Below are 23,938 nucleotides of genomic sequence, written 5' to 3' on the forward strand. Positions count from 1 at the left end.
CGCCGCCCCACCCCACACCCCCAGCGCCCAGGGGGGGGGGGTCGTAGGCTAGCGTTCGCGCGGCGGACGGTCGACCTTCGGGGCGCGTTCGAGCAGGTTGGCGATGTAGTGCGCGAACGGTTTCATCGCGCCGGCAACCTCCAGCACGTAGTCGACCAGATCGTCGCGCAGCAGGTCGTCGACGGTGAGGTAGCGCGTGGCGAGCCACTGCTTCATGCGCAGCAGGTCGATGTCCGGGTGGTCTTTCGAGTAGCCTTTGGGCGCGGTCTTGAGCGCTTCGCCTTCGACCGTGCCGAACAGCGCCTTAAACTTCGGCGCGGCGATGAGCTTCCGCAGCGGTTTTGAGTCCGCGGCGATCGTATCGCGAATGTACTTGACCTGTTCGGGCGCAGCCATATACGCACCGGTTGCGACCAGCGAATTGCCCTCAGGCGCAACTTGAAAGTAATACCACAGCGAGTCCGACTTGCGGCCCTGCTTGCCCAGCAGCGCGCCGAACCACGTCTTGTACGGGGACTTGTCTGCCGAGAAACGCACATCGCGGTTGATGCGGTACATGCAGGCCTCGGGCGAGATCCCACCGAGGTCATCCACGGCGTCGAAGCGCGCGATCAGCTCGGAGAGCACGTCGACATAGGCGGCGCGGGCGAGTTCGTAGCGGTCGCGGTTGGCTTTGAACCACTCGCGGTTGTTATTCAGACGCAGGTCGTCCAGAAAGTCGAGCGTGTGCTGCAGCGATGCCGGCATAGGGAACTCCTTCGCGGGTCACGAAGTCCAGACAGGCAGCCCTGACTATAGAACAAACGATCGACTTCGGCAAGTCCCGCCGCGCGCTATGGCACGGGGATCACGCAGCGGAAGCCGACGTACTTGTCTTTGAAGTTCTGCGCGACGGCGAAGCGGTCGATGACGCGACCAAGGTTGGCGTTGTCGTAGCGCGATCCGCCGCGCACGACGCGGTCACCGGCGATGTTCGGGTCTTCGCGGCCGTCGGCGGCGTTGTACGGATAACCGAGCAAGCGCCCGTTCATCCACTCGAACACGTTGCCGGCGAGGTCATGCGCGCCGACCCACGATGCGCCGCCCGGATAGCTCCCGACCGGATCGGTCGGCGGCTGTTCGGTACGATCCCAGCTGAACAGGTCGCGGTTGAGCTCATTGCCGTAAGGGAACTCTAGGCTGTCCGGCCCGCGTGCCGCGTATTCCCACTGCAGTTCCGTCGGCAAGCTGCCGCCACGCATAACGCAGAAGTCGCGCGCTTCGAACCAGTCGACATTTTCGACCGGACGGTTGTCGCCATCGAATCCGGGCGGATCGGCGGCGACCCCGTTCAACGCATTGAACTGCCCCTGCGTGACCTCGTACTTGTCGATCCAGAACGGTGTATCGACGCAGGCCCGATGTACGGGGCGTTCGTCCACATCCGTGCTGGCTTCGCTGCCCATCAGGAAGCATCCTGCCGGCACCAGCACCATCGTGATGCCCTGAGCAGTGCCTTCGACCGGCGTCCACTGTGCGTTGAACTGCACGCCCACGCGCGCCAGCGCGATGAAATCGGGCGTCGGCGTGCGAGTCGGCGGCGGCGTGTGGGTTGCCGTCGGCGTGGCGGTGTGGGTGGGCGTGTTCGTCGGCGTGGATGTCGCCGTGGGAGTCGGGCTGGGTGTAATGGTTGGCGTCGCGGTCGGCGTGGACGTGGCCGTGGCCGTGTCGGTCGGGGTGGGGCTGGGCGTCACGGTCGCGGTGGCTGTCGCCGTCGGCGTGGCGGAATTGGTCGCGGTAGGGGTCGCGCTGGGCGTTGGTGTCGCCAGCGTCGCGGTCTGAGTCAGCCCGGCAATGAACGCTTCGGTCGCCAGCGCGTCCTCGGTGGCCTGTGCCGCCTGTGTTTCCTCGAACGACGCGGTCATCTGGGCGAGGGCCAGTTCGCGGGCCTCTTCCGTTTCGACGAACACGGCGGTGATTTCCGCCTGAACGGTCGCTTCGAAATTGGCGTCGGGCGTCTCGGTCTCGGTCGGCGTGAGCGTATCGGTCGCTGACGCGGTGTAGGTCGGGGTGTGCGTCGCGGTCAAGCTGGCCGTATAGGTCGGCGTAAAGGTCGCTGTGGGGCTTGCTGTGGCGGTTGGGGTATCGGTAACCGCCTGCGTATCGGTGGCGGTCGGGGTCTCTGTCGCGGTTGGGATCAGCGCGAGGGCTTCCGCCGTTGCGGTTTCCCCGGCGCCAATCGCGACGACCGTTTCTTGCAGCGCGGTACGCGTCATGTCGATGTCGCTTGTGCCGCCGCCGCTGCCGCCCAGGATGACGACCAGTGCAATCAAGACGAGGATCACGCCCAGCACGAGCCCGATCAGCAGGCCGCCGCGCTGTTGGCGGAGCGCGCCGGTGATCCCCGACGTCGGCGTGACGGTCGGCGGTACGGGCGTGGCCTCGGCAGGTTGAAACGTCGGCGTCGCAGACGAGCCTGACGCACTCGCCCCGCTTGCCCCGCTTTGGCCGCCGGCAGGGCGGGTTGGCGCGGCGGTCTTCGGCACCTTGAACGTGAAATATCCGGTTGCTTCGCCGGCATGGCCTTCGATGGCCGAGTCGAACGCCTGCGCGAAGGCCGTGCATGACGGGAACCGGTCTGACGGGGCCTTCGCCATCGCCCGCCCAATGACTGCAATGACGGCAGTTGGGACGTCCGGGCGTACGACGTTGAGCGGCGTCGGCTGTTCGTTGAAGTGCTTGAACATCAACTGCACGGCGCTGTCTGCCGCGAAAGGCAGACGACCGGCCACCAGTTGATACGTCACGACCGCAAGCGCGTACTGATCGGCCTGCGGCGTGAGTTCGGCGCCTTCCCACTGCTCCGGCGGCATGTACGACGGCGTGCCCATCGCGATGCCGGTGCCGGTCAGCAGCACACTCTGGTCGACCAGCTTGGCGATGCCGAAGTCGACGAGGAACGCGCGGCCGAGGTTGTCGAACATGACGTTGGCCGGCTTGACGTCACGGTGGATGACGCCGTGGATATGTGCGTAATCCAACGCCGAGCCGAGGTCTCGCACCAGCGCTGCGGTCTCGCCGAGTGATATTGGCTGTCCGGCCGCACTGCGCGCCTTGATCCGGTCGGCCAGCGAACCACCGCGCAGCAGCTGCATGACGACATAGCTGATGCTGCGCTGGGTGCCGAAGTCGAAAATCTGGACGATGTTCGGATGGCTGAGGTTCGCGGCAGTCTGGGCTTCTTGCGTGAACCGTTCGAGGTAGCCCTGCTGGTTGGCGATGGTCGCCGGCAGTACTTTGACCGCCACCTCGCGCTTGAGGCTCATTTGATAGCCGCGGTATACGGCGCCCATGCCGCCCGCGCCTAGCATTTCTTTCAGTTCGACGCCGCCGAGTGTCGTCCCGGACAGGTTCTCTACGCTCATGATGGGGTATCTCGCTGGGTTGTTCGGTGGCGCAGTCCGTCAGCGCAGCAGCCTCGGTGCTGCCGCAGTGCGCATACAGACAGTATAGGAACGTTTGCGCAAGCGCACAACTCGGGCGGACGAATTAGCCTAGTGCGGCAAGTCCAAGCATGGCGATCCGCACGTCTTCGTCTTCTGGCAGGCCGCTCACGCCGAGACCGCCCACCACATGCCCGTCGACGACGATCGGCAGTCCGCCGCCCCAGCCGACGAAACGCGGGTCGCCGAAGTAGGACAGCGGGAAGCCTTCCGCTCGCGAAAGGGCGCCGAGATCGCGGGTGGCGGTGCGTTCGCGAGCCGCCGTGAACGCCTTGTTCTGCGCAATCGTGATCGGCGGCAGCGGGCATCCATCGGTCCGCAGGAAGGCAATCAGCTCGCCGTGCGAATCGACCACGGCGACCGCCGCACCTTGACTGGTTCGCACGAGTTCGCCGCGCACGGCGTCGATGATGGTCATCGCTTGGGCGAGGGTGAGAGCAGGTGACGTCGGCACGGCGCAGTCCTCCAATGGAGCAGTCGCCGTTGAGCTTAACGCAGCCGTGCTATTCCGGCGACACGATCGGTAGGTGCACGGTGAAAACCGACCCGGCATCTACGCGGCTGTCGACTGTGATATGTCCGCCGTGGTGCTCGATGATGCGCTGTGCAATCGGCAGGCCGAGGCCGAAGCCGGGCGTTGTGCGCGCTTCATCCTGCCGCCAAAACCGGTCGAAGATGCGTGGCAGTGCCTGATGTTGGATGCCAATGCCCGTGTCGCGCACTTCGATGGTAATCCCGGTGCGACTGCACGCCGTCGTGATGATCACGCTGCCGTTGGTGTCGGTATGGCGCAGGGCATTGTCGATCAACTGTGAACACGCTTCGTTCAGGCGGATCGGATCGGCGCTGATCGCCGGGAGCGCATCTTCGAGCACGAGGTCGAAACGGATCCCGCGTCGTTCGCAAATCGCCGCGAAATGGCTGCGCAGGTCGCGCAGCAGATGATTGACGTTGACTGCTTGCCGGCGCAAGACAACGCCGGCATCCAGTTCGGCCATGACCTGCAGGTGGTCGAGAAGCCGCGTAATGCGGTTGATCTGATCGTTGGCGACCCGTGCGTGTTCGTCGCGCCGGCCCTCGTCGGTACTGCGGCGCAGCAAGTACACGCTGGTCCCGATGATCGATAGCGGCGTGCGAAACTCGTGCGAGGTGTCCTGAATGAACTTGGTCAGGATCGTCACGCGTTGGCGCTCGGTCTCCAGCGCATAGGCTTGCCGCACGGCCTCGTGCAGGTCGGCCTGTGCTTGCTTGAGCTCGGAGATGTCGGTCGACACGCTCAGGACCGCTTCGACATCGCTGCCGGGGAGCTTGATCGGCACCTTGGTCGTACTGAACATGAAGCGTTCGCCGCTGGGTGCGACAAACTCGTCCTCGAGAATCGTACGCGGCACGCCGCTGCGCAGCACGTCCTCGTCCTCTTCGCGAAGCTGCGCGGCGATCGGCACGCCGAAGTCGAAATCGGTCTTACCGATGATCTCGTCGACGGTGGAGCCAACTGCTTGAGCCGCCGCCTCGTTGGCGATCACGTAGCGACCTTCGCGGTCGCGCGCATAGATATGGTTGGGAACCGCGTTGATGAGGGTGCGCAAGAGCGTCTCCGCATCGCGGATACGCTGCTCATTCTGGCGCCGCTCGGTGATGTCGCGCACGATGCTCTGAATGTACGCCGGGTTGCCTGCACGATCGCGCACGAGCTCGACGGTCACTTCGACCGGGAACAGCGCGCCAGACTTGTGGCGCATCAGGCGCGTCAGCATCGGGACGTGCTCGCCGGCAATCAGGCGATCCATGATGGCGCGCGTTGCGTCCGGTTCGCCAGACAACTCCATGACGCGTTTGGATTGGATCTCTTCGATTGTGTAGCCGAACATCTCGGCAGCGCGCCGGTTGACCGCGAAATAGCTGCCGTTCAGGTTGAGCAAGAACACGGCGTCGTGCATCTGGTCGAAGAACGACCGAAACGAACGGATGGGGAGCGGCGGCACGCCGCTGCCGTCGTCGCCCAGTGCAAGCGACAGCACCTCGGAGATCGTCTCGGTATTGAGCAATCCAGCCTGCTTGGCGCGCTCGATGAGCTCGTCGGGCAGGTGCAGGGTGATGTCGCCCACAGTCGAAGGGTTCCTTGGCCCGCGTTGACCGAATTATAGCGCAAGCGCCTCCAGTACAACGTAAGATCTGTATGCGGATGGGGTTGCCCACAGAGTCCAAACCCCGCACGTGAGGTGCTATACTCGTCGCGTTTTGTCTGGCAGAAGCAGGTGAATCGACCCATGAGTCATCCTACGTACGAAACGATCCGAGTCGACGTGCCCGCGCCCGGTGTCGGGTTGGTGCAGTTCAACCGCCCGCAGGCCCTGAACGCGCTCAACGCGCAGATGACCGGCGAGGCGTTCACCGCCCTTGAAATCTTTGACGCCGATCCCGCAATTCACTGCATGGTGCTGACCGGCAGCGACCGCGCGTTTGCCGCCGGCGCCGACATCAAGGAAATGGCCGGCAAGACAGCCGTCGATATGTTCGCCGGCGCCGACGTCACCGACTGGTCGCGCCTGACCCGCATCGCCAAGCCAATTGTGGCGGCCGTGAGCGGCTTTGCGCTCGGCGGCGGATGCGAAATTGCGATGACGTGCGACATGATCGTCGCCAGCGAAACCGCTTTGTTCGGCCAGCCCGAGATCAACCTCGGGATCATCCCCGGCGCGGGCGGCACACAGCGCCTGACGCGCGCGGTCGGTAAGGCGTTGGCGATGGAGATGATCCTGACCGACCGCCGCCTGAGCGCCGAAGAAGCGCTGCGCCACGGCTTGGTCAACCGGGTCTCGCCGGTCGAACTGTATCTGAAGGAAGCGATCGAGCTGGCGCAGAAGGTCGGCGAGCGGTCGCAAGTAGCGGTGCGTATGGCGAAGGACGCCGTTAACAAGGCCTACGAGCTGTCGCTGGCGGAGGGGTTGGTGTTCGAGAAGCGCAATTTCTACCTGCTGTTCAGCACCGAAGATCGCGCCGAAGGCATGAACGCATTCATCGAGAAGCGCAAAGCGAACTGGAAGAACAAGTAACCTATGATCGATCCGAAGCCCGAGGACCTTCAGCAAGCCGCGCCGCAGGATAAGCCCAAGCGCCGCTTCTTCATCGACACCGACCCGGGGACCGACGATGCCGTTGCGCTTGTGATGGCCCTTCAGTCCGATGCGATCGAGGTGGTCGGAATCAGTGTGGTTGCAGGCAATGTCGGGTTGGAACAGACCGTGCAGAACGCGCTGTACACGGTCGAGATATGCGGCGGCGGCGTGCCAGTCTACGTGGGCGCCAAACGCCCGATGAACCGCGAACTGCAGACGGCCGATCTTGTGCACGGCAAGGACGGGCTGGGCGATATCGGTCTGCCGCTGACCGGGCGCATACCCGCGTCCGCCTCCGCCGTGGATGCGCTCATCGAGGCAGCGCGGCAGTACGCCGGCGAACTCACGCTGGTCACGCTTGGGCCGCTGACCAACGTTGCGCAGGCCGTCCAGCGCGATCCGTCGTTTGCCACCAACATCGCGCGCTGCGTCATCATGGGCGGCGCGCCTGACGGAGTCGGCAACACCACTGCCACCGCCGAGTTCAACGTCTTCGTGGATCCTGAAGCCGCGCACGTCGTGCTGCACAGCGGCATGCCGACCGAATGGGTAGGCTGGGACGTCACGCTTCGCCACGCTATGCTCACGCCCGAGGAGAACGATTCGCTTCGCGCGCACGGTACGCCGCTGGCCGAGTTTGTCGCAGACATTCAGAAACCTGTGCTGGCGTTATGGGACCGGCTTTATGGCTATCCGATGGTGTGCCTGCCCGATCCGCTGGCGATGGCGGTCGCGTTGACCCCGGACATCGCCGAGTATCTCCCGGTGCACATGGACATCGAAGTGTCTGGCTCGCTCACGGTCGGCATGACAGTCGTCGACCGGCGGCCTCGCCCCAGCGACCACAACGCGTTGATCGTCACGCGCGTGCATCGCGACCGCTTCATGCAAATGCTGCACGACGCTGTCTCATGAGCGAAATACGGGTTGCGAAGGCAACGATCCTGTTCACGCAGGACCTGCGCGGCGACCTGAACTTCGTCCCAAAGCTCGGACGTGTCCTGTGGCGCCTGCGTGCCGAGGATCAAAACAACGTGACCGTCGATCTGGGCGCAGCCTGCGACCGGTCGGTCTGGCACTGTGACGCCACCGATGGCCGATCCATGCTGATCGCGCTCGATGGAATGAACTATGCGGCGGCCAACACGGAAGGGCTGGAGGAGAACGTCCGTCCCCACCTTAGCCGTGCACTGGTCGGCCTGCGGGCAGTCGACCGCAAGTACCCTGCCAAGCTCGGCCCGTTTCAGATGGTGACACACCTCCCGCCAGAAGGGTTCCCCGGCGCGTCGCTAGTGCTCGTCCTCGCGCCGCAGGATCATGCGCGCGTTGAAGCGAATGCGGTTTTCTTCCCGCGTGTGCCGCGCTATGCGATCGGGCGCATTCGGGTCGCCCTTCTGCCGAAGGTCGAGATCGTGAGCGTCGAGACGCTTCCAGTCCCGCCCGACACGCCGCCGGACCCGACGCTGTCAGCGATGGTCGGGTTCATCGAGAGCGAGGCGCGTCAGTACGCGGAGAAACGGAAGCGTCCGATTTGACATTCCTGCGCGAGCTGACGATATCGGTCCCGTCCGACGCCCCGGCGATCTTCCCCTATACCGTGCCGTTCGTGCGGCAGGTCAAACGGGTCGCGTTTCCGGCGGTGACGTTCCTTGCCGGCGAAAACGGCTCGGGCAAGTCGACGCTGTTGGAAGCGCTGGCCTGCGCCGCCGAACTACCGACCGTCGGCGCGGAGTCGGTGAATACCGACCCGACGCTGGCCGACGTGCGCGGGTTCACACGGAAGTGCGTCAAGCTTGTGTGGAGCAAACGGTCTCGCAAAGGGTTCTTTCTGCGAACAGAGGACTTCTTCGGTTTTGCCAAGCGTGTTGCGCAGGATAAAGCCGACGCGCAAGCGGCGATTGACGAGATCGAGCGCGACTACAGCGACCGGTCGGATTTCGCCAAAGGGTTAGCTCGTATGCCGCATTCGCGCAGCTTGCTCGACATCCGCGAGCGCTACGGCGAAGGCCTCGACGCCAACAGTCACGGCGAGGGATTCTTCAAGCTGTTTCAATCGCGCTTCAGCGGCCCCGGCCTGTACCTCATGGACGAGCCGGAGGCGGCCCTTTCGCCGACCCGGCAGCTCACGCTGTTGAGCATGCTGCACCAGGTGGTCGGGCAGGGTGCCCAGTTCGTCATCGCCACGCACTCGCCCATTCTGATGGCGTACCCGCGCGCGACGATTTACGCGTTCGGCGAGGAAGGTCTGCACGAAGCGCCGTACGAAACGCTGGAACACGTCGTCGTCACGCGGGAGTTCTTGGCTAACCCCGGCGCATATCTGAGGCACTTGTTAGAGTAAGTCCATTCCTTACGTGCTGCTGGTAAACTTGACGCGTTTTCCGGACCGATAGGCTACTCGAATGACTGAGCGTGTGCACGAGCGCACCAACGAGGATTGGCTGGCTGACCTGCGCGATGGCGCTCCGAAACAAACCGACGCATTACGCGACCTGCGCGATCGGATCAAGCGGAGCATCTATTACTATCTCAGTCAGGAACGCAGTGACTTGCGCACGCTGCCGCCCGCTCACCTTGACCAGATGGCCGACGACCTCGCGCAGGACGCGACTTTGCGCGTGCTGGCAAACCTCGACAACTTCCGCGGCGAGAGTCAATTTACGACGTGGGCCAACCGTATCGCGACGCGCGTTGCCATCAGCGAACTGCGGCGCGCCCGCTACCGTGATTTCAGCCTCGATTCGATGGCCGCAGATGGTGAACTGATCCCGGCCGAAGCCAGCCTCATCAGCGAAGCGCCGCCCAACCCCGAGCGTGCCGCCGAGCGTACCGATACGCTGGATCGAGTCATGCGCCTGCTCAACGAGTCGCTCACGGAACGGCAGTACAAGGCGATCGAAGCGGTAGCGATTCGGGGCGTCCCGATGGATATTGTCGCGGAACAGCTCGATACGAACCGCAATGCGCTGTACAAGTTGATGCATGATGCCCGTCGAAAACTGAAAACCGCGCTTGAAGCCGACGGCCTATCTGTCGAATATGTATTAAACTTGTTTCAGCGCGGATGACGACCGCGTAAGAGGCTGGCCTGCGTCCCCGTCTAAGGGAACAGGATGATAGGAATGCTCTGCTGATGACCCCGCCGCAACGCCCCAAAGAGAACCACCTGCTGGAGTTCATCTTCAACCAGCCGCTGGACGACGAGTGCGTGTCGATGGACTGCACGGACGACTGCGAGAAGATCGCGGCCCTCGCCGAACGCGTCGCGGCAGGCGAAAGCCTGTACGAGATTGCGCCCGACTTCGATCAGTTCGTCCTGCACTGGTCCGACTGTCGCGAGGAGTTCGACGCGCTGGTGGCGATCTTGAAGGCGGAAAAGGCGCAGCGGGAATCAGGCAGCGAGCAGTAACCCCCAAGTACGGAGAACAGCATGACCAATATCAAGCGCGAACGGGTCGTCATCATCGGGTCCGGGCCGGCAGGTTTTGCCGCCGCGGTCTATGTGGCGCGCGCGCAGCTCAAACCGGTGATGATCGTAGGGCCGCAGTTAGGCGGCCAGCTCGGCCTGACGCACGAGATCGAGAACTACCCCGGCGTTCTGTCGATGAGTGGTATGGACCTCGTCGAGCAGTTCAAACAGCAGGCCGAGCATTTCGGCACCGAACTGCTGTATGACGTCGTGGAGTCGGTCGACTTCAGCAAAGGTTCGCCGTTCACGGTCAAGACCACCGACACGACCTATTTGGCCGACTCGGTGATCGTCACCATCGGCGCCAACCCGCGCAAGCTCGGCGTGCCGGGCGAGGACGAGGGCGTTGGCGCGGGCGTCAGCTACTGCGGCACCTGCGACGGATTCTTCTTCCGTGGCAAGGAGATTGTCGTGGTCGGCGGCGGCGACTCGGCCATCGAGGAGGCGATCTTTCTGACCAAGTTTGCCACCAAGGTCGAGATCATCCACCGCCGCGACAGCTTGCGCGCCGGCGTGGCCCTGCAGAACCGCGCCTTCAAGAACGAGAAGATCAGCTTCATCTGGAACACCGTGGTGGAGAAGATCGAGGCCGACGAGAACGGTACGGTGGGCGCGGTGCATCTGCGCAACGTCGAGACCGGCGAACAGTGGGTCAAGCCGACGCAGGGCGTGTTCATCTTCATCGGCCATACGCCCAACAGTCACGTGTTCGGTGGGCAGTTGGCCGCGGACGACGCCGGCTATCTTATCACCGATTCGCTCTACCGCACCAACGTCGAAGGCGTTTTCGCTGCCGGCGAGATTCAGGATCAGGTGTACCGTCAGGTCGCCACCTCGGTCGGGCAGGGCGTAGGCGCCGCGATGAGCGCGATCCATTGGTTGCAGGAGCATGAGGATCAGCTTCAGCCGCTGGAGACGGTGGCCGGCTAGGCTGCATCTCACTCGAGTACACAGCAAGCGGCGGCACTGCATTCGCGGGGCCGCCGCTTTTCGTCGTCGCATGCCGCGCTCGCAATCCGATCCCTCATCCGCTCGCGTGCTCGCGTTCACGGCTCGCTAAATTTGGTCTGGTACCCTGCATTGTGAACAATGACACAATGCGGCGTGACGAATGACATCGTAGGAATTGACGATATCCTGCGACCGTGGAAATGCCGATAATGAGGATGATGACAACGATGACCGATGCGCTGATCCGGGTGCGGGGCCTGTCCAAGACGTACGTCGAGGGCGAAAGCCCGCGTCGTGTGCTGGACGGTGTCGACCTCGATATCCACCGCGGCGAGTTCTTCGTGATGCTCGGGCGCAGTGGAAGCGGCAAGAGTACGCTGCTCAACTTGATCAGCGGGGTGGACCGCGCCGACGACGGATCGATCTGGGTGGGCGACACGCAGGTGACCGGCCTCGACGAGCGCAGCCTGACGCTGTTTCGCCGCGATCACATCGGCATCGTGTTCCAGTTCTTCAACCTGATCCCGACGCTGACCGTGATGGAGAACATCACGCTGCCGCTGGAACTTGGCGGGCGGGCGCGCCGAGAGGCCGAGAAGCAGGCACAGGCGCTGCTCGAACGCGTCGGATTGGGCGACCGCGGGACCGCGTTCCCGGACAAGTTGAGCGGGGGCGAACAACAGCGCGTCGCCATTGCGCGGGCGCTGATCCGTGAACCGCAGCTCGTGCTGGCAGACGAACCGACCGGCAACCTCGACGAGGAAACCGGGCGGACCGTGCTGGCGCTGCTGCTCGAACTGACGCGCGACGCCGGCAAGACGCTGGTGATGGCGACCCACAGCCCGGAGATCGTACCGTTTGCCGACCGAGTCGGGCAATTGCACGACGGAAAGCTGACGGTACACAGTGTTGATGAGAAACTTGTGCCAACCATGGCATAATGGTTTACAGTAGTGGCTAGACCGCAAATGCGGCTTCGGAGATCCGTTCCGGTGAACCGGCCGCACGCACGGGCAGCCAACGGAAAGGCATTCACCATCATGGTCGATCCTGACCCGACAGTGATCAAGCATCTGCTGATCGAGCTGCGCGATGTCAACAAGGACACCCGCCGCAGCGCCGTGATGAAGCTCGGGATGCAGGGTGGCGATACCGCGGTCCGTGCCCTCATCGATGTCGTACAGAATCCGTATGAAGATCTGATCGTGCGCGGGCGCGCCGCCCAAATGCTGGGTGTAATCGGTGACATTCGCGCCGTCGATCCGCTGATCCGCGCTCTGACCACCCCCGGCCACATGGCGCAGCTATCGGCTGCCGAGGCGCTCGGCAAGCTGGGCAGCGCACGCGCGATCGCGCCGCTCTTGGAGGTCGCCAACGACCCCGGGCGCGACAAAGTGCGGCATGCCGCGTATTCCGCGCTCAAGAGACTGGGCTGGCAAAACGACGTGGGCAGCCCGGCGACACACCCCCCTTCCGAAGAGGACGAACCCTCGCCCGAAAAGGTCACGGAAGAAATCTAGCGACAACAACCAACCCCCTGCACATTCAGCAGGGGGTTTCGATTCTCTACGTCCGATTCGCGCTGAACCACGCGGTGGCAAAGTCCACCAGCGGCCGCAGCTTGAGCAGACGTGCTTCGGCCTGCCCGATGCGGCCCGGCGCGTATCCGATCGATGCCTCGTAGGCAGCCCCCACTTGCGGGAAATCGTCGGCGTTGACGTCGAGCATGGCGAACTTCACCCATTGGCGTACGCCATCCACCCGTATGACCGCTTCCGACATCTGCATCTTCTTGGAGGGCCACGTGGCACGGTGCTCGGCGATGTGCAGAGCCGTGTTGTTGCCGTGGGTTACGCCGATCAACAGCGCCGATGCGTCGATTTCGAGCAGCCGGCTGTACGGCGACGGCTCACCCAAACCCTGACTGAGCGGGTGTTCGGCCGTGAGGTAGGCGGCGTGCCTGCCGCGCGCGGCCAGCGAGTGCTGAGGATGTGCGCTGCGCAAAGTGCCGGGATAGCGCCGAAAGTATTCCGGCAGCGCGCCCATTTCCCATGTCGCGGAGGTGTCCGGATCGTAGGGCGGGGTATGCAAGCGGATTTCCGGCCACCACTCCGGCGGCGCGGGCGGCGCCTGCCACGGCTCCGGTGCCGAATTGTCGGACGTGTGGGTGGGCATCGCCAGCGTGCCATCGGGGCCGAGCACCGCGTCGAACGCGGCGATTATCGTGCCCAATCCGCCGATCAGCATGGCGTTCATTTTGCGCAGCGCCGAGTGCACGATTACCGTATCGCCGCGCTGCAAGCCCAGCGCGCGAAGCTGCTCGGCCAATACCGGCAGCGTGAGGAGCGTTCGATCGGACATGGTGTCTCGCTAGAACTGAAACGCGTCGCGGTAGCGGATGAGCTTGCGCTGATAGGCCGTCGTGAACGTCTGCAGGCGGTCTTCCAGCTTGTTCCAGCGCACGCTGTTGCGCGCGCGGCGCCAAATGTCATGGCTTTCGATGGTGAATTCGAGCAGCCGGGCGGGGTACTTGCCGTAAGCCGTATGCCACGCGGACGTCATGTGGACGCCCATCGTGCGCAGGGCCGGTACGAACTCGCCGAGGACGTACCGGTAATAGCTGTCTTGCTTGTCGGGCAGGATGTCATACGTGATCAACAACTTATATTCGGGTTTCATCGTGGCGGCCGCTAGCGGAAGAAGTCTCCGGCGATTGTAGCACACCGTCCCTTCGCGCGGCTAAAGATTCGCGATCACGAGTCGCCGCCGAATTCATCCATCCAGAAGTCGACTTCGTCACGACTGAGGCGCAAGTTCGGGTCTTCCTCGGCCGAGGGCTTGGCCGGGGGTGGTGGCGCTTCGAGCATCTTGACGAAATCGGTGGAGCGGATCACCGGGATCTTGTGCTTGCGGGCGACGTTCTGCACGGCGTGATCGTCGCTGACGACCGTCCAACTGCGCGGCGGACTGAGCGACGGGACGCGCTTGCGGATGACCGAGTCCGCGGATGTGTCGTGCGGCGCGAACTGGACCTTCACGCGGCCCGACGACATGCGCGACGGCCCGCCGGGAAGCCCGTTGTCGAACACGACCCAAATTCTGTGCTGTGACCGCGACGCCCACCCATTGAGCCGCTGAACGAGCAGCGCTTCGTCATTCGGGTCGTCGAGGTCGATATCGGGCATTTGGCCGATCAGGTTGTGGCCGTCGATCAGAAAGAACATATCGCACCCAGCCTGTCTCACCTTTCAGTGTACAGGCCGGGTGTACAATACGGCAAATGAAGGTTCGGTGATTGGACTCCCGCTACGCCGAACCGTCCGTGTTCTCGGGCAGTTCGACCTCGATGCTGCGCAGGAGCTCCGTCACTGCAGTGACGCTCACGTAGACCGCGTCGGCCTGTGCGATCAGATACTCGTCTGCACCGGTTCGTATCACCGCCACCCGGATATACTGGTCCGGACTAGTGAGGGACGCCTCGGACCTGTGGAGACTGCCGAAGTACAGGCGTGCCTCGTAGCCGTCCACCGTTTCATCGGACACGTGTGTGCGCACGACGATTCCGGCATAACGCTGTACGAGACTGTCCCAGTAGTCGCTCGCGAATTCGTCGGTGGACGGACCGAGGAACGCCGGGGAACGGACGAAGTACATGATCACGATAGCCGTTCGGTCCGTGACGGTTGCAACGCAGACAACTTCGGGCACGTTCCCGCACGCGGTCGCGGACGAGTCGGGTGACCATGCTGAGGGATGCGCGAATGAAACGCGCCCGCTTGCGAACCGCTGCGTAATTGCGAATCGGGTCTGACACGCGGCGGTCAGGACGACCAGAAGGCCGATGAGCACCATCAGTGCCACCAACCCGTACCGAACTCGCTTCGGGGCACTCGTCTCTAGAGCGCCCGTTCTGCTGTTGGCAGGGTCTGCTGGATTCCGCATGGTCGGAGTCCTCGAAACACATCCACCTTACAGCAGATGATAGGGTGCAGTTAAGTTGAGTCAAATTCCTAAAAGGTCTTCGAGGTTATGAACAGGAATCATCTCGGCGCACGGGCCGGCCTACGCCGAGTCGTCCACGTCCTCAGGTGTCTCGATCTCGATGCTGCGGATGAGGGCTTCGACGGCGCCGGCACTGTCGCGAGTCGAATAGGCGGAAACCAGCAGCAGTTCGTTGGTCCGGGTACGGATGTATGCAGACCGGATTTGTTCGCCCATCCGAAAGCCGCCACGCGTCCCGCTTACCGTGCCGCTGTACAGGCGCGCTTCGTACCCGCCGATTTGGTCGCTAGAAACCGAGTCCAGCTCAACCCAAACGGGGTAGTCTCGACGCGCAGCGGTCCACAGTTGCTCCGCGACATCGTCCATCAGCCCAAACGGGCGTTCCGACCGTATCCCGTACACCGTAACTTGCGCACTCGCACTGGTCACCGCCGCGACGCACAGAATGCCCGGCTGAATCCCGCATGCCAGCGGAGACGAGTTCACCGTCCATATCGCCGGATGCTCGAACGCAACACGGCCGCTCTCAAAGCGGGTCGTGTTCGACAATTGGATTCGCTGTACAACGTTAAGCCCCGCAAACACGGATACCCAGATCACTACAGCAGAGATCAGGGGATAGACGAAACAACCGATCCGCCAGAAGCTCGGTTCGGCAGGTATTGTCGTGCGCCATTCAAGGTAGGCTCTGCGCTGCGACAGGATCAGCCCGCTGTTCACCAGCAAGCCAAGTGCAAGGGTCACGACGAGGTATGTGTTGGCATCTCGGATGTTGTAATACAGCCAAAGACTGGCAAACGTCAGGCCGACGTACATGAAGATCAGCACGGCGATAGCACGCCCGTTGTAACCCAGCCGCCGCCAGTTGAGTGCAACCAACAGCGGCACGAGCCCGGAGACGAACAGCATCAACAGAACTGTCGTCCTGAATCGGTGGATCGGAAACGGCAGGAGCTTGCCCGTAAACGGATGCCGGCTGACTGGCTGTCCGGGCTGGCCATAGATCCAAACCGCGTTCGGATTCTGCGACACAGCTAAGGCTTCGCCAGAGTCGGTCATGGTCTTCACGCGCGCTGAATAGACTGATTACTGCACACAGTCTACTGCGGAATCGCAGCGCACGTGCGGGCAATTGGCTGAGCCGGCACGTGCGTGCGTTTCTCCCGACTGCCTCGTTACGGCGCGATCTCCATTGACGCGATTAGCGCATACAGGTCGTTCAGGCGTGGGCCGGACGCGGAAGGCTGGAACTCGTTGAGTGCCGCGCGGATCGACTGCACGTATAAGTCGTAGCCGGCTTCGAACGCCACCGCATCAAGATTTTCCGGTGGAGCAGAGGGCAGGTAGTTGGTGTCGAGCGGGAACACCGCCGCGATGTACAACGCGCCGTCGTCGCTCAAGCCCTGGAAAACCAGCGCGACATCGCCTTCGACCAGCGGGACGTTCGGCTCCGCGAATGCGGCGAGGTACAGAATGCCCGTTCCGCCGCGAAGCTGGACGTACTGCTCACGGGCGTGCAGCACCGGCGTGACATCGCGGAGAGGCAGGAACGGCAGCACGGCTTCGGCCGAGAGCGCGTCGCGGCTTTGGATGAGCGCGGCGAGTCGTTCAGGGGCGTCCGCATAAGCCGGGTCGGTGTCACGCGCAGCTTGCAGCTCGACCGTGGCGTACATCCACACCCCGGGATCGACGGCAAAGTCGTGCGTCAACTCGGGAGAGTCGTCGGGCAGATAGTCGACAAATTCGACGCGCGTTACGGTCGGGACGAACGGCCGATTGCGTGCCTCGATGGGGGCGGACCGGGCAACGTCGTATCCGTTGGCGACGGTGAATGGAAGCGTAAAGCTGAGCCGGTCAACGGCAATCGACAGGCCAGCCAGATTGACCGGCTCCAATGTGGATTCGGGAGTTGCTTCTGGCGCGAAGTCGGTTGTGGCCTCGACGGGGACCTCCAGCGTGACCTCCGGCGTGGTCTCAGCGCTGGTGTTCGGCGCTTGGCGTTGAGCGACGATCGTGACGGCCGACGCGCTCATTAAGAGGACGGCAAGTACGGCAACAATCTGTTGACGACGGGACATAGACGATCTCCTGTGCGTACGCGCTCACACTATACCGCCGGATGCGCCACGTCAATGCGTTCGCTGGCAATCCGTAGGGGAAAGGGAGTGGAGTGATGAGTCCTGAGTGATGAGGTGAAAGGGATCAGTCATCAGGGGTCAGCATTCAGGCGATGGCGCACGGCTCAGTGCGCAGCATGTCCAGGTTGCTCGGGTCGTCCCGCCGTTCGTATCGCCCAGAACAAGCAGCGCGTGCAGATGATTGGGCATAATCACATACGAGTCGACCTGTACGCTGGGGCGAACTTGCGTCGTTCGTAGCAGTTCACGCTCTACTATGCGTCCGAGCGAGGTCATCTCGACGACGGCGTTGTCCGTGATGGTTCCCAGAATACTCCGTCGTTCGTGCGTGCAGATCGTGACGAAGTACGTGCCGGAATTTGCGTAGTCGTAGCCATAGAGTCGCGTGTACTTCCGCCTTCGTGCCAACTCAGACCTGAGAGTTTCGTTTCAATGTTGTAGCGACCGGGACGACCCAGCGGGTCGCCTCGCCAGTACCTGACGTCAATAACGATTTCCCGGTGCAGCCTGTCCCCTTAGCTCCCGCCCGAAGATGACGGGAAGGGTACGACGCGCCCGAACCCGCCCCCGGCGCTGCGTCGGCGCGCCAGCGCGAACATCAGCGCCAGCACCCCGGCTGCGCCGAGCCGGAAGCGCGACATCCGGCCGAACGTCAGCGGCTTGTGCGCGTTGGAATCGATGACTGGAGTCTGTGCGGCTGGCACGGGACTGGCGCCCACAGGGGTTTGCACCGGGACCTCACGCAGCGTGGCTTCGATCCCGCCGGCATGCCAGCGTTTCACAACCTCGTACAGGTCGGCGGCAAGCTCTGGCGTAAAGCGGCTCGAACGCCCGGGTTGGATGACGACCACCCGGTTTATCCCGTTGGCTTTCAGGAACGTCGCGGACGGGAAATCCTGCGGGAAGACGACCCACCGGTTGTCGAACTCGCCCGGACCGGGCTGTACGGGCGGGTTGCGGTCATAGTCGATGAGAAACGCCGGTGGCGCGTTCTCGGCGATCCGCTGGCGTGCGATCGCCGGCGTATAGCGTATGAGCGCGGACATGATCGGGCGCACGTCGACGGCGACTTTCGAGCCCGTGAGCGTCGCCGCGCAGTTGTACAGCGGCACGGGGCGGAACCCGCGATCGGCCAACGCTACGCCAGCCTCGATGGCGGCGACCCCGGGCAGATTGACGATCAGCGCGGTGCCGCTCCGGTAGTCGCGCGTCCAGTCCAGTTCCGGCCCGGGCTCGAACGACTCGGTCGAACCCCCGGACACGGGGGTCGTGGCGAGGTGCGCGAACAGCACCGGCTTCGCCCAGTCCGACCACACACTGGTGCTCGGCGCCCACATCTCAAATAGGTTTTGTGCGCTCATAAGGTCTCTTCCTCTTTGATCAGTATGGCGAGGTCGCGTGCGGTTGAATCGACGATGGGCGTGCGGCTGAGCCGGCCATAGATGCCGGCGACACGCGCGTTGACGGTATAGACGCCGACGCTCGGATAGACCGTCTCGCCGTGCGGATTGGTCAACGGTATCGCGATGAACGGTTTCTGCGCGATCCATTCGCCGGGCCGCCGCCGTGCCGACTTCTCGGCGGAGCGCCACAGTTTCTCGGACGCCACGCCGGGGATCGCGATGTCCTCACCGAAGCGGCCATAGACCGGCTTCAACACCCACTCGCGCCACTTGGGCTGCGGGATGCTGCGCACGTCCACGGTCGCGGGCAGCATTTCGCGCCAAGCGTCCATCGGCGTCTGGAGCGCATCCCACGTCAGCGGAAAGCGTTTCGACTGTGTGAGCAGCGCCGTGGTCGGATTGCTGGCCGGCGGTGCGGCCTGCGTGAAGAAGTCCTGCCAGCGTGTGGATCGGCGCAGGCTGGGCAGCCATTCGGCCGGGTAGTAGCGCACGATGGCGTCGACCGGGACGGTCTCGACCGCGTTGGCGAGCGTGACGCGCCCGTTCGCCCACGTTAGGTGTGCGGCACTGGCGAGGTGTGTCGTCAGCCCACGCGCTTCGAGATATTGACGCAGAAACAGCAGAATCTGCTGATCCTCGACGAACGATGTCGGGTAGATCATCGCCACGTGCGCGCCTTCGGGCACGGCGTCAGCGATGGCGTCGGACAGCATCTGTGCCGGGTTGGCCGCAAGGGCAGTGCCGGGGGTGTGCTGCTGCATCAGGCACGCGAAACCGACGGCTTCGTTATAACCGCCGGGCGTATCGCAGTTGCATTCGGAGATGCGCCAGCCGTCGTCCGTCAGGTGAAAGTCGAAGCGCATCACGCGCGCATCTCGGGTTCGGTCAGGCGCCCCGCGCGACCACAGCCGCGCGATGGGCTTGGGGAGGCCGAGTGTCTTGTGCAGCGCAGGGCGGCGGCACAATTCGGCTTCGGCGGCGAGCAGCTCACGGCTCAACTGCTCGGCGCAGCGGGCGATGCGCTCCCACTCCGGACGTGGCAGCAGCAGCGGATACTCGACCAGCAGGGGATGATCCGATACCTGCGGGTCGTACTTGAAGTGCTCGAAGATCATGCGCGTGCGCACGTCACGCATAATTGGCGCAGGCAAGGGCGGCCCGAATCGAAGCGTCGCGGTCACTGCAGAGGTTCCGCTCACAGGCGCGCGGCGGGCTGCAGCACGATCGAGAACGACACGATCGCCAGCGTGACGTACATCACGACCGGAAACACGCCATATATTATGGTAGACGGGTGTGGCCTATCGACGGTCGGCTTGGCGATGCGCTCGATGAACACGGAAAGTGCGATCAACGGCAGTACCGGCCACGCCCGCGTGACGAACGACACGACGAAGTCTTCCATGTCGATCCAGTCGCCGCTGACCGACCGGCCGAGGATCACGCCGGAGACGATCAGAAACGCAGCCAAACGGATACCGGCGGCCATACTGCGGTCGATCGTGATCGTCTCGGAAATCTGAGTGAAGAGTTCGAGTACCAGCCACGCCAGCAGCAGTGCGAGTGTGGACGTCACCGCGCACAGCAGCACGATCCACCACCCGGGGCCGTCGCCGATGTTTCCGCCGACGAACGCCGCGCTCACGCCGATGAACGCGCCGCACAGCGCGATGGTCGCGCCGGTGTTGCGCCGCTGGAGACCGTCGTCCTGCAAGCTGATGCCGAGGACGGGCAGGAACCACTTCCAAACAAACAGCCACGTCGCGCCGAACAACGTATAGAACAACTGGTAGATCGCGTATTCCTGCACGTAGGCGTCGCCGAAGCGCGCGATCGCCCACCACATGCCGACGACACAGCCGACCGGCACCAGCGCAAGCAGCCAGAAATCGATGCGCTGATAGACCATCCGGTTGACCCGGAACAGATACGCATAGTGCACAATCCACATCCATGCCACGCCGCCGATGAACAGCCACGTCAGCATGATTTCGCTCTCTTCGAGCAAGTCAAAGTCCATAATCGACTCTTTCGGTGCGGCGCACGAAACCACAGCGCTGGATGATATTATAGTCAGAATGACCCTGTTTCGCGTGTCACCCGTTTGTTCGCCCGCGCACGAATTCGCCGCCTGCTATGCGCTGGTGGCGCGCGTGTTCGCGCCGGACGAGCTGGTCGCCCGCAACGAATACGAGCACCTTCTGCGCCGCGCGGACGATGCGGCCCACCCGCACCGGTTTGCGATGCTGGCGGCGTGGGATGGCGATACCCTGCTCGGCCTGATCGCCGGCAGCACGATGACGCTCGACGGCGATCCGTCGCGCTGCGTCGGGCTGATCGAGTATTTGGCGGTCGCGCCGGACGCGCCGCATCACCACGGGATCGGCTCGGGTCTGCTCGACGCGTTCGAGGACGCCGCGGCGCACGAAGCGCGCGCGCGTCATGAATCGTTTTCCGCTATCGTGGGCGAGGTGGACGAGCCGCTGCTGCCGTTCAAGTTCGCGCATGGGTACCGGCTCGCCGAGGGCGTCCGCTATGCGCAGCCGCCGATCGCGTTCGACGCGGAAGGAAGCGCGCTGCATCCCATCGTCCCCAAACTTCTGGCGATCAAACCGTTCGCGCTGGCTGACCCGCACGCCATCGACGCGAATCTGCTCGAGTCGATCGTGCGGACAATTGTGCGCTGGCGATACGTGCCCATGTTCGGCGCCGAACATGCCAAGCAGCGCGCCGCCGCGATGATCGACCGCGACGTGGTGGTGCCGTTCGTGGATTCGCTTGGCGACCGCGCGGCGATCCCGCTGATCCAGTACGTCGCGGCTAGGCCGTAGTCAGCTCGCCGCACAGGTCGCGCTGCATGTCGGCCCGAATCGTCTCGGTCGGCAGGCCGCGGCTGAACAGATAGAACAGTTTGGCGAGCGCCGCCTCGGTCGTCATGTCTCCGCCACTGACGACGCCCACCTCTGCCAGCACCGAACCCGTCTTGTAGGCGTTGAGATCCACCGTGCCGCGCACGCATTGGCTGCACGCGACGATCACCACACCGCGGTCGCACGCTTCGCGCAGCGCGGCCACAAACTCGCCGTCGCGCTCGGGCCCGTTGCCGACGCCGTACGCTTCCAGCACCAGCCCGCGCAGCGGCGGCTGAAGCAGCGTTCGCAGCATCTCGGCGGTAATGCCGGGGAAAAGCCGCAGCACGGCGACCGGTGGGTTGCGCAGCGCCTGCACGCGGATGGGCTGCGCGGCGGGACGTGGGCGCAGCAGGTCGTGGCGCAGGTCGATGGTCAGCCCGAACCGGCCCAGCGGCGGGAAGTTGGGCGAGTTGAACGCGCTCAGGCCGTCGGCCTCGACCTTCTGCGCGCGGCATCCGCGCAGCAGGCGGTCGCCGAACACGACGGCGACCTCGGCCAATTCCGGCATCGACGCGACGAGCAGGCTGTTGATCAGGTTGACGCGGCCGTCCGAGCGCAGTTCGGCCAACGGGATTTGCGACCCGGTCACGACAACCGGCTTGGCGAGTCCTTCCAGCATGAACGGCAATGCGGACGCCGTATAGGCGAGCGTGTCGGTGCCGTGCAGCACGACGAACCCGTCGTAGTCGTCGTAATGCGCGGCGATGTCCTGCGCGATCTCAAGCCAGTTGGCGGGCGTCATGTTGGCGCTGTCGAGCAGCGTGTCATACTCGTGGACATCGACGCTCGGCATCTGCGGGTCGTTCAATTCGGGCAGATCGGCCAACTGTCCGGCGAGAAAGTCGCGCACGGGGGCATAGCCGCCTTCGGTGCGTGCCATGCCGATCGTGCCGCCGGTGTAAGCCACATAAACCCGCGCCATCGCGTGTATCCCTCCGCCGTTTCCGCGCGGCGAGTATACCGCGTGCCAACACAGACGCGGCGGCCTCGACCACGGGCGTAGGGAGATTGAACCACAGAGAACGATGTAGGGCAGACCGCCGGGTCGCCTGTCATTTCGCATATCACCGCGGTCTGGTAGGGACGCGATACATCGCGTCCGACAGGGCACAGATAAGGCGGCCCCGTATGGCGCTTTACACGCGGCGCTGCGTCCCCTATGCTCATCGACTGAATCCGGTCACCGAGAATACACCCATGCCCGAACCCATTGGTCGCCGCGTCAACCCGCCGCTGATCGTCGCGTTTGCCGTATTCGTCGTCATGGCCGCGCCGGTCGGCATCCTCAACGTGGCGTGGGAGCCGATGGCCGGCGACTTTGCCCAGCCGTTCGAAACGCTGGGCGTGCTGCTGTCGATGTACACCATCGGCCGCTTGATCGGGACGTTCGCCGCCGGCCGAATGATCGTGCGGTTCGGGTTGTTCCGGGTGTTGGCGGCAGGCACGCTGGTCAGTGCGATCGGCTTGGCGGGGTATGTGCTGAGCGGGGCGTGGCCGCTGATGCTGGCGAGCGCGTTCACGCTGGCGCTGGGGTGGGGCACGGTGGACATCTCGATGAACGTCTACATTGCCGCCAACCACCGGCCGGGGATCATCGCGTTCTTGCACGCCAGCTACGGCGTCGGCCTAACGCTCGGGCCAATCATCGCCGCGCTTTTCATTACCGCGCTGGACGGCTCGTGGCGGCTGAGTTACATCGTCGTGCTGGTCGGATTGCTGGCCCTGCTAGGGTGGACGGTGGCGATCCGCACGCAGTGGACGCTGCCGCGTGCCGAACTTTCCGAGGATGGACAGACGCCGGTCAAGGCACCGGGCCTGTGGGCGACCCTCGCCCTCCCGCTGATGGTGGGCTGGATCGTCTTCGCGTTCGTGTACGGTGGCATCGAGGTCGGCACCGGTCAGTTGGCAGGCACGCTGCTGACCGACTCGCGCGGGCTTGACCCGGCTACGGCAGGCACATGGATCAGCGTGTACTGGGGGATCTTCACGGTTGGGCGGGTGGTCATCGGAGTTATCGGAAATCGCGTGCGCGTCCACGTCGTGCTGATCGCCAGCATGATCGTCACGCTGATCGGCACGGTACTGCTGATGCTGCCGGGGCTGAATCTGGCGCTACCGGGCCTGCTGCTGATCGGCGCGGGGTTGGCCGCGGTGTTCCCGTCGGTGGTGGGATCGCTGCCGCGCTGGTTCGGCGTTAACCATGCGCCGAACGCAATCGGGTTTACAATAGGTGTAGCCAGCGCCGGTACCGCCGTACTGCCCGGCATTGGGGCGTTCGTCGCCGCTCGGCTTGGTTTCGAGTCGATCGGAGTGTTTCTCGTCGTGCTCGCGGTGAGCCTGACTGCGCTTTATGCGGTCAATGGCTTCCGAATGTTCGCCCGCGCACACCGGGCGAGTGTGTGAGCGTGGCGTTAGGTTGATTGACCCGACAGTACTATTCGGGTTAGTCTCGACACACGTTG

The 23,938-nt window shown here is 63.8% G+C and carries 25 protein-coding genes; 11 read left to right on the forward strand and 14 right to left on the reverse strand.

Annotated features, from left to right (window positions below):
- Positions 1-48: 48 nt before the first annotated feature.
- The 4 genes from IPM16_20815 to IPM16_20830 all read right to left on the reverse strand — a co-directional run bounded on the left by IPM16_20815 (position 49) and on the right by IPM16_20830 (position 5,590).
- Positions 49-747, reverse strand: a complete 699-nt coding sequence (locus tag IPM16_20815; GenBank protein ID MBK9125547.1) for a DUF2461 domain-containing protein — start codon at positions 745-747, stop codon at positions 49-51.
- 86 nt (positions 748-833) lie between these two features.
- Positions 834-3,404: an SUMF1/EgtB/PvdO family nonheme iron enzyme gene (locus IPM16_20820; protein ID MBK9125548.1), complete on the reverse strand. Its 2,571-nt coding sequence runs from the start codon at positions 3,402-3,404 to the stop codon at positions 834-836.
- Between the two features lie 124 nt (positions 3,405-3,528).
- The gene (locus IPM16_20825; protein MBK9125549.1) at positions 3,529-4,035 is read right to left on the reverse strand and encodes a heme-binding protein; all 507 of its coding nucleotides are present in this window, start codon (positions 4,033-4,035) and stop codon (positions 3,529-3,531) included.
- A complete protein-coding gene (locus IPM16_20830; protein MBK9125550.1) occupies positions 3,986-5,590 on the reverse strand; it encodes a PAS domain S-box protein in 1,605 nt (534 codons plus the stop codon). Before IPM16_20830 ends, IPM16_20825 begins: the two co-directional genes overlap by 50 nt.
- A gap of 162 nt (positions 5,591-5,752) precedes the next feature.
- Here IPM16_20830 and IPM16_20835 point away from each other — a divergent pair, with 162 nt between their 5' ends.
- The 9 genes from IPM16_20835 (at position 5,753) to IPM16_20875 (ending at position 12,541) form a co-directional block, all read left to right on the forward strand.
- Positions 5,753-6,538, forward strand: a complete 786-nt coding sequence (locus tag IPM16_20835; protein ID MBK9125551.1) for an enoyl-CoA hydratase/isomerase family protein — start codon at positions 5,753-5,755, stop codon at positions 6,536-6,538.
- Positions 6,539-6,541: 3 nt separating this feature from the next.
- Positions 6,542-7,516, forward strand: coding sequence for a nucleoside hydrolase (locus IPM16_20840; GenBank protein ID MBK9125552.1), 975 nt, complete (start codon positions 6,542-6,544; stop codon positions 7,514-7,516).
- Positions 7,513-8,136 carry a hypothetical protein gene (locus tag IPM16_20845; protein MBK9125553.1) on the forward strand — a complete coding sequence of 208 codons (624 nt, stop codon included), beginning with the start codon at positions 7,513-7,515 and terminating at the stop codon, positions 8,134-8,136. The genes IPM16_20840 and IPM16_20845 overlap by 4 nt, the downstream gene beginning before the upstream one ends.
- A complete protein-coding gene (locus IPM16_20850; GenBank protein MBK9125554.1) occupies positions 8,133-8,942 on the forward strand; it encodes an AAA family ATPase in 810 nt (269 codons plus the stop codon). Before IPM16_20845 ends, IPM16_20850 begins: the two co-directional genes overlap by 4 nt.
- Before the next feature lie 61 nt (positions 8,943-9,003).
- Positions 9,004-9,669, forward strand: coding sequence for an RNA polymerase sigma factor (locus IPM16_20855; GenBank protein MBK9125555.1), 666 nt, complete (start codon positions 9,004-9,006; stop codon positions 9,667-9,669).
- 65 nt (positions 9,670-9,734) lie between these two features.
- Complete coding sequence (locus tag IPM16_20860; protein ID MBK9125556.1) at positions 9,735-10,010, forward strand: hypothetical protein; 276 nt, start codon at positions 9,735-9,737, stop codon at positions 10,008-10,010.
- Between the two features lie 21 nt (positions 10,011-10,031).
- The gene (trxB, locus tag IPM16_20865; GenBank protein MBK9125557.1) at positions 10,032-11,000 is read left to right on the forward strand and encodes a thioredoxin-disulfide reductase; all 969 of its coding nucleotides are present in this window, start codon (positions 10,032-10,034) and stop codon (positions 10,998-11,000) included.
- 248 nt (positions 11,001-11,248) lie between these two features.
- A complete protein-coding gene (locus tag IPM16_20870) occupies positions 11,249-11,962 on the forward strand; it encodes an ABC transporter ATP-binding protein (GenBank protein MBK9125558.1) in 714 nt (237 codons plus the stop codon).
- Positions 11,963-12,013: 51 nt separating this feature from the next.
- Complete coding sequence (locus tag IPM16_20875; GenBank protein ID MBK9125559.1) at positions 12,014-12,541, forward strand: HEAT repeat domain-containing protein; 528 nt, start codon at positions 12,014-12,016, stop codon at positions 12,539-12,541.
- A gap of 46 nt (positions 12,542-12,587) precedes the next feature.
- Here IPM16_20875 and IPM16_20880 read toward each other — a convergent pair whose 3' ends face one another.
- The 9 genes from IPM16_20880 to IPM16_20920 form a co-directional block, all read right to left on the reverse strand.
- Positions 12,588-13,382 (reverse strand): AAC(3) family N-acetyltransferase, encoded by a 795-nt coding sequence (locus IPM16_20880; protein ID MBK9125560.1) that lies wholly within the window; start codon positions 13,380-13,382, stop codon positions 12,588-12,590.
- Positions 13,383-13,391: 9 nt separating this feature from the next.
- The gene (locus IPM16_20885) at positions 13,392-13,700 is read right to left on the reverse strand and encodes a hypothetical protein (GenBank protein MBK9125561.1); all 309 of its coding nucleotides are present in this window, start codon (positions 13,698-13,700) and stop codon (positions 13,392-13,394) included.
- A 74-nt stretch (positions 13,701-13,774) separates the two neighbouring features.
- On the reverse strand, positions 13,775-14,245 hold the full coding sequence (locus tag IPM16_20890) for an NYN domain-containing protein (protein MBK9125562.1): 471 nt from the start codon (positions 14,243-14,245) through the stop codon (positions 13,775-13,777).
- Between the two features lie 82 nt (positions 14,246-14,327).
- Complete coding sequence (locus IPM16_20895) at positions 14,328-14,963, reverse strand: hypothetical protein (protein ID MBK9125563.1); 636 nt, start codon at positions 14,961-14,963, stop codon at positions 14,328-14,330.
- Positions 14,964-15,083: 120 nt separating this feature from the next.
- A complete protein-coding gene (locus tag IPM16_20900; protein ID MBK9125564.1) occupies positions 15,084-16,082 on the reverse strand; it encodes a hypothetical protein in 999 nt (332 codons plus the stop codon).
- Positions 16,083-16,198: 116 nt separating this feature from the next.
- On the reverse strand, positions 16,199-17,101 hold the full coding sequence (locus IPM16_20905) for a hypothetical protein (GenBank protein ID MBK9125565.1): 903 nt from the start codon (positions 17,099-17,101) through the stop codon (positions 16,199-16,201).
- Between the two features lie 575 nt (positions 17,102-17,676).
- Positions 17,677-18,522: a hypothetical protein gene (locus IPM16_20910; GenBank protein ID MBK9125566.1), complete on the reverse strand. Its 846-nt coding sequence runs from the start codon at positions 18,520-18,522 to the stop codon at positions 17,677-17,679.
- A complete protein-coding gene (locus IPM16_20915) occupies positions 18,519-19,745 on the reverse strand; it encodes a glutathionylspermidine synthase family protein (protein MBK9125567.1) in 1,227 nt (408 codons plus the stop codon). Before IPM16_20915 ends, IPM16_20910 begins: the two co-directional genes overlap by 4 nt.
- Positions 19,746-19,759: 14 nt before the next feature.
- Complete coding sequence (locus IPM16_20920; GenBank protein MBK9125568.1) at positions 19,760-20,584, reverse strand: hypothetical protein; 825 nt, start codon at positions 20,582-20,584, stop codon at positions 19,760-19,762.
- A gap of 58 nt (positions 20,585-20,642) precedes the next feature.
- Here IPM16_20920 and IPM16_20925 point away from each other — a divergent pair, with 58 nt between their 5' ends.
- Positions 20,643-21,395, forward strand: coding sequence for a GNAT family N-acetyltransferase (locus IPM16_20925; GenBank protein ID MBK9125569.1), 753 nt, complete (start codon positions 20,643-20,645; stop codon positions 21,393-21,395).
- Here the strand turns inward: IPM16_20925 and ansA are convergent.
- Complete coding sequence (ansA, locus tag IPM16_20930) at positions 21,385-22,398, reverse strand: asparaginase (GenBank protein ID MBK9125570.1); 1,014 nt, start codon at positions 22,396-22,398, stop codon at positions 21,385-21,387. The genes IPM16_20925 and ansA overlap by 11 nt on opposite strands.
- A gap of 275 nt (positions 22,399-22,673) precedes the next feature.
- Between ansA and IPM16_20935 the strand changes: the two genes are divergently transcribed.
- Complete coding sequence (locus IPM16_20935) at positions 22,674-23,879, forward strand: MFS transporter (protein ID MBK9125571.1); 1,206 nt, start codon at positions 22,674-22,676, stop codon at positions 23,877-23,879.
- Positions 23,880-23,938 lie beyond the last annotated feature (59 nt).

This window comes from Candidatus Flexicrinis affinis (genome assembly GCA_016716525.1).
Lineage (GTDB): Bacteria > Chloroflexota > Anaerolineae > Aggregatilineales > Phototrophicaceae > Flexicrinis > Flexicrinis affinis.

Bases quoted from the DNA above. Each gene is read 5' to 3' on its own strand.
- IPM16_20845 (MBK9125553.1), top strand. From the start codon at position 7,513: ATGAGCGAAATACGGGTTGCGAAGGCAACGATCCTGTTCACGCAGGAC.
- IPM16_20910 (MBK9125566.1), bottom strand. From the start codon at position 18,522: ATGAGCGCACAAAACCTATTTGAGATGTGGGCGCCGAGCACCAGTGTG.
- IPM16_20870 (MBK9125558.1), top strand. From the start codon at position 11,249: ATGACCGATGCGCTGATCCGGGTGCGGGGCCTGTCCAAGACGTACGTC.
- IPM16_20855 (MBK9125555.1), top strand. From the start codon at position 9,004: ATGACTGAGCGTGTGCACGAGCGCACCAACGAGGATTGGCTGGCTGAC.
- IPM16_20815 (MBK9125547.1), bottom strand. From the start codon at position 747: ATGCCGGCATCGCTGCAGCACACGCTCGACTTTCTGGACGACCTGCGT.
- IPM16_20890 (MBK9125562.1), bottom strand. From the start codon at position 14,245: ATGTTCTTTCTGATCGACGGCCACAACCTGATCGGCCAAATGCCCGAT.
- IPM16_20880 (MBK9125560.1), bottom strand. From the start codon at position 13,382: ATGTCCGATCGAACGCTCCTCACGCTGCCGGTATTGGCCGAGCAGCTT.
- IPM16_20885 (MBK9125561.1), bottom strand. From the start codon at position 13,700: ATGAAACCCGAATATAAGTTGTTGATCACGTATGACATCCTGCCCGAC.
- trxB (MBK9125557.1), top strand. From the start codon at position 10,032: ATGACCAATATCAAGCGCGAACGGGTCGTCATCATCGGGTCCGGGCCG.
- IPM16_20900 (MBK9125564.1), bottom strand. From the start codon at position 16,082: ATGACCGACTCTGGCGAAGCCTTAGCTGTGTCGCAGAATCCGAACGCG.
- ansA (MBK9125570.1), bottom strand. From the start codon at position 22,398: ATGGCGCGGGTTTATGTGGCTTACACCGGCGGCACGATCGGCATGGCA.
- IPM16_20860 (MBK9125556.1), top strand. From the start codon at position 9,735: ATGACCCCGCCGCAACGCCCCAAAGAGAACCACCTGCTGGAGTTCATC.
- IPM16_20920 (MBK9125568.1), bottom strand. From the start codon at position 20,584: ATGGACTTTGACTTGCTCGAAGAGAGCGAAATCATGCTGACGTGGCTG.
- IPM16_20840 (MBK9125552.1), top strand. From the start codon at position 6,542: ATGATCGATCCGAAGCCCGAGGACCTTCAGCAAGCCGCGCCGCAGGAT.
- IPM16_20935 (MBK9125571.1), top strand. From the start codon at position 22,674: ATGCCCGAACCCATTGGTCGCCGCGTCAACCCGCCGCTGATCGTCGCG.
- IPM16_20825 (MBK9125549.1), bottom strand. From the start codon at position 4,035: ATGCCGGGTCGGTTTTCACCGTGCACCTACCGATCGTGTCGCCGGAAT.
- IPM16_20895 (MBK9125563.1), bottom strand. From the start codon at position 14,963: ATGCGGAATCCAGCAGACCCTGCCAACAGCAGAACGGGCGCTCTAGAG.
- IPM16_20925 (MBK9125569.1), top strand. From the start codon at position 20,643: ATGACCCTGTTTCGCGTGTCACCCGTTTGTTCGCCCGCGCACGAATTC.
- IPM16_20820 (MBK9125548.1), bottom strand. From the start codon at position 3,404: ATGAGCGTAGAGAACCTGTCCGGGACGACACTCGGCGGCGTCGAACTG.
- IPM16_20905 (MBK9125565.1), bottom strand. From the start codon at position 17,101: ATGTCCCGTCGTCAACAGATTGTTGCCGTACTTGCCGTCCTCTTAATG.
- IPM16_20835 (MBK9125551.1), top strand. From the start codon at position 5,753: ATGAGTCATCCTACGTACGAAACGATCCGAGTCGACGTGCCCGCGCCC.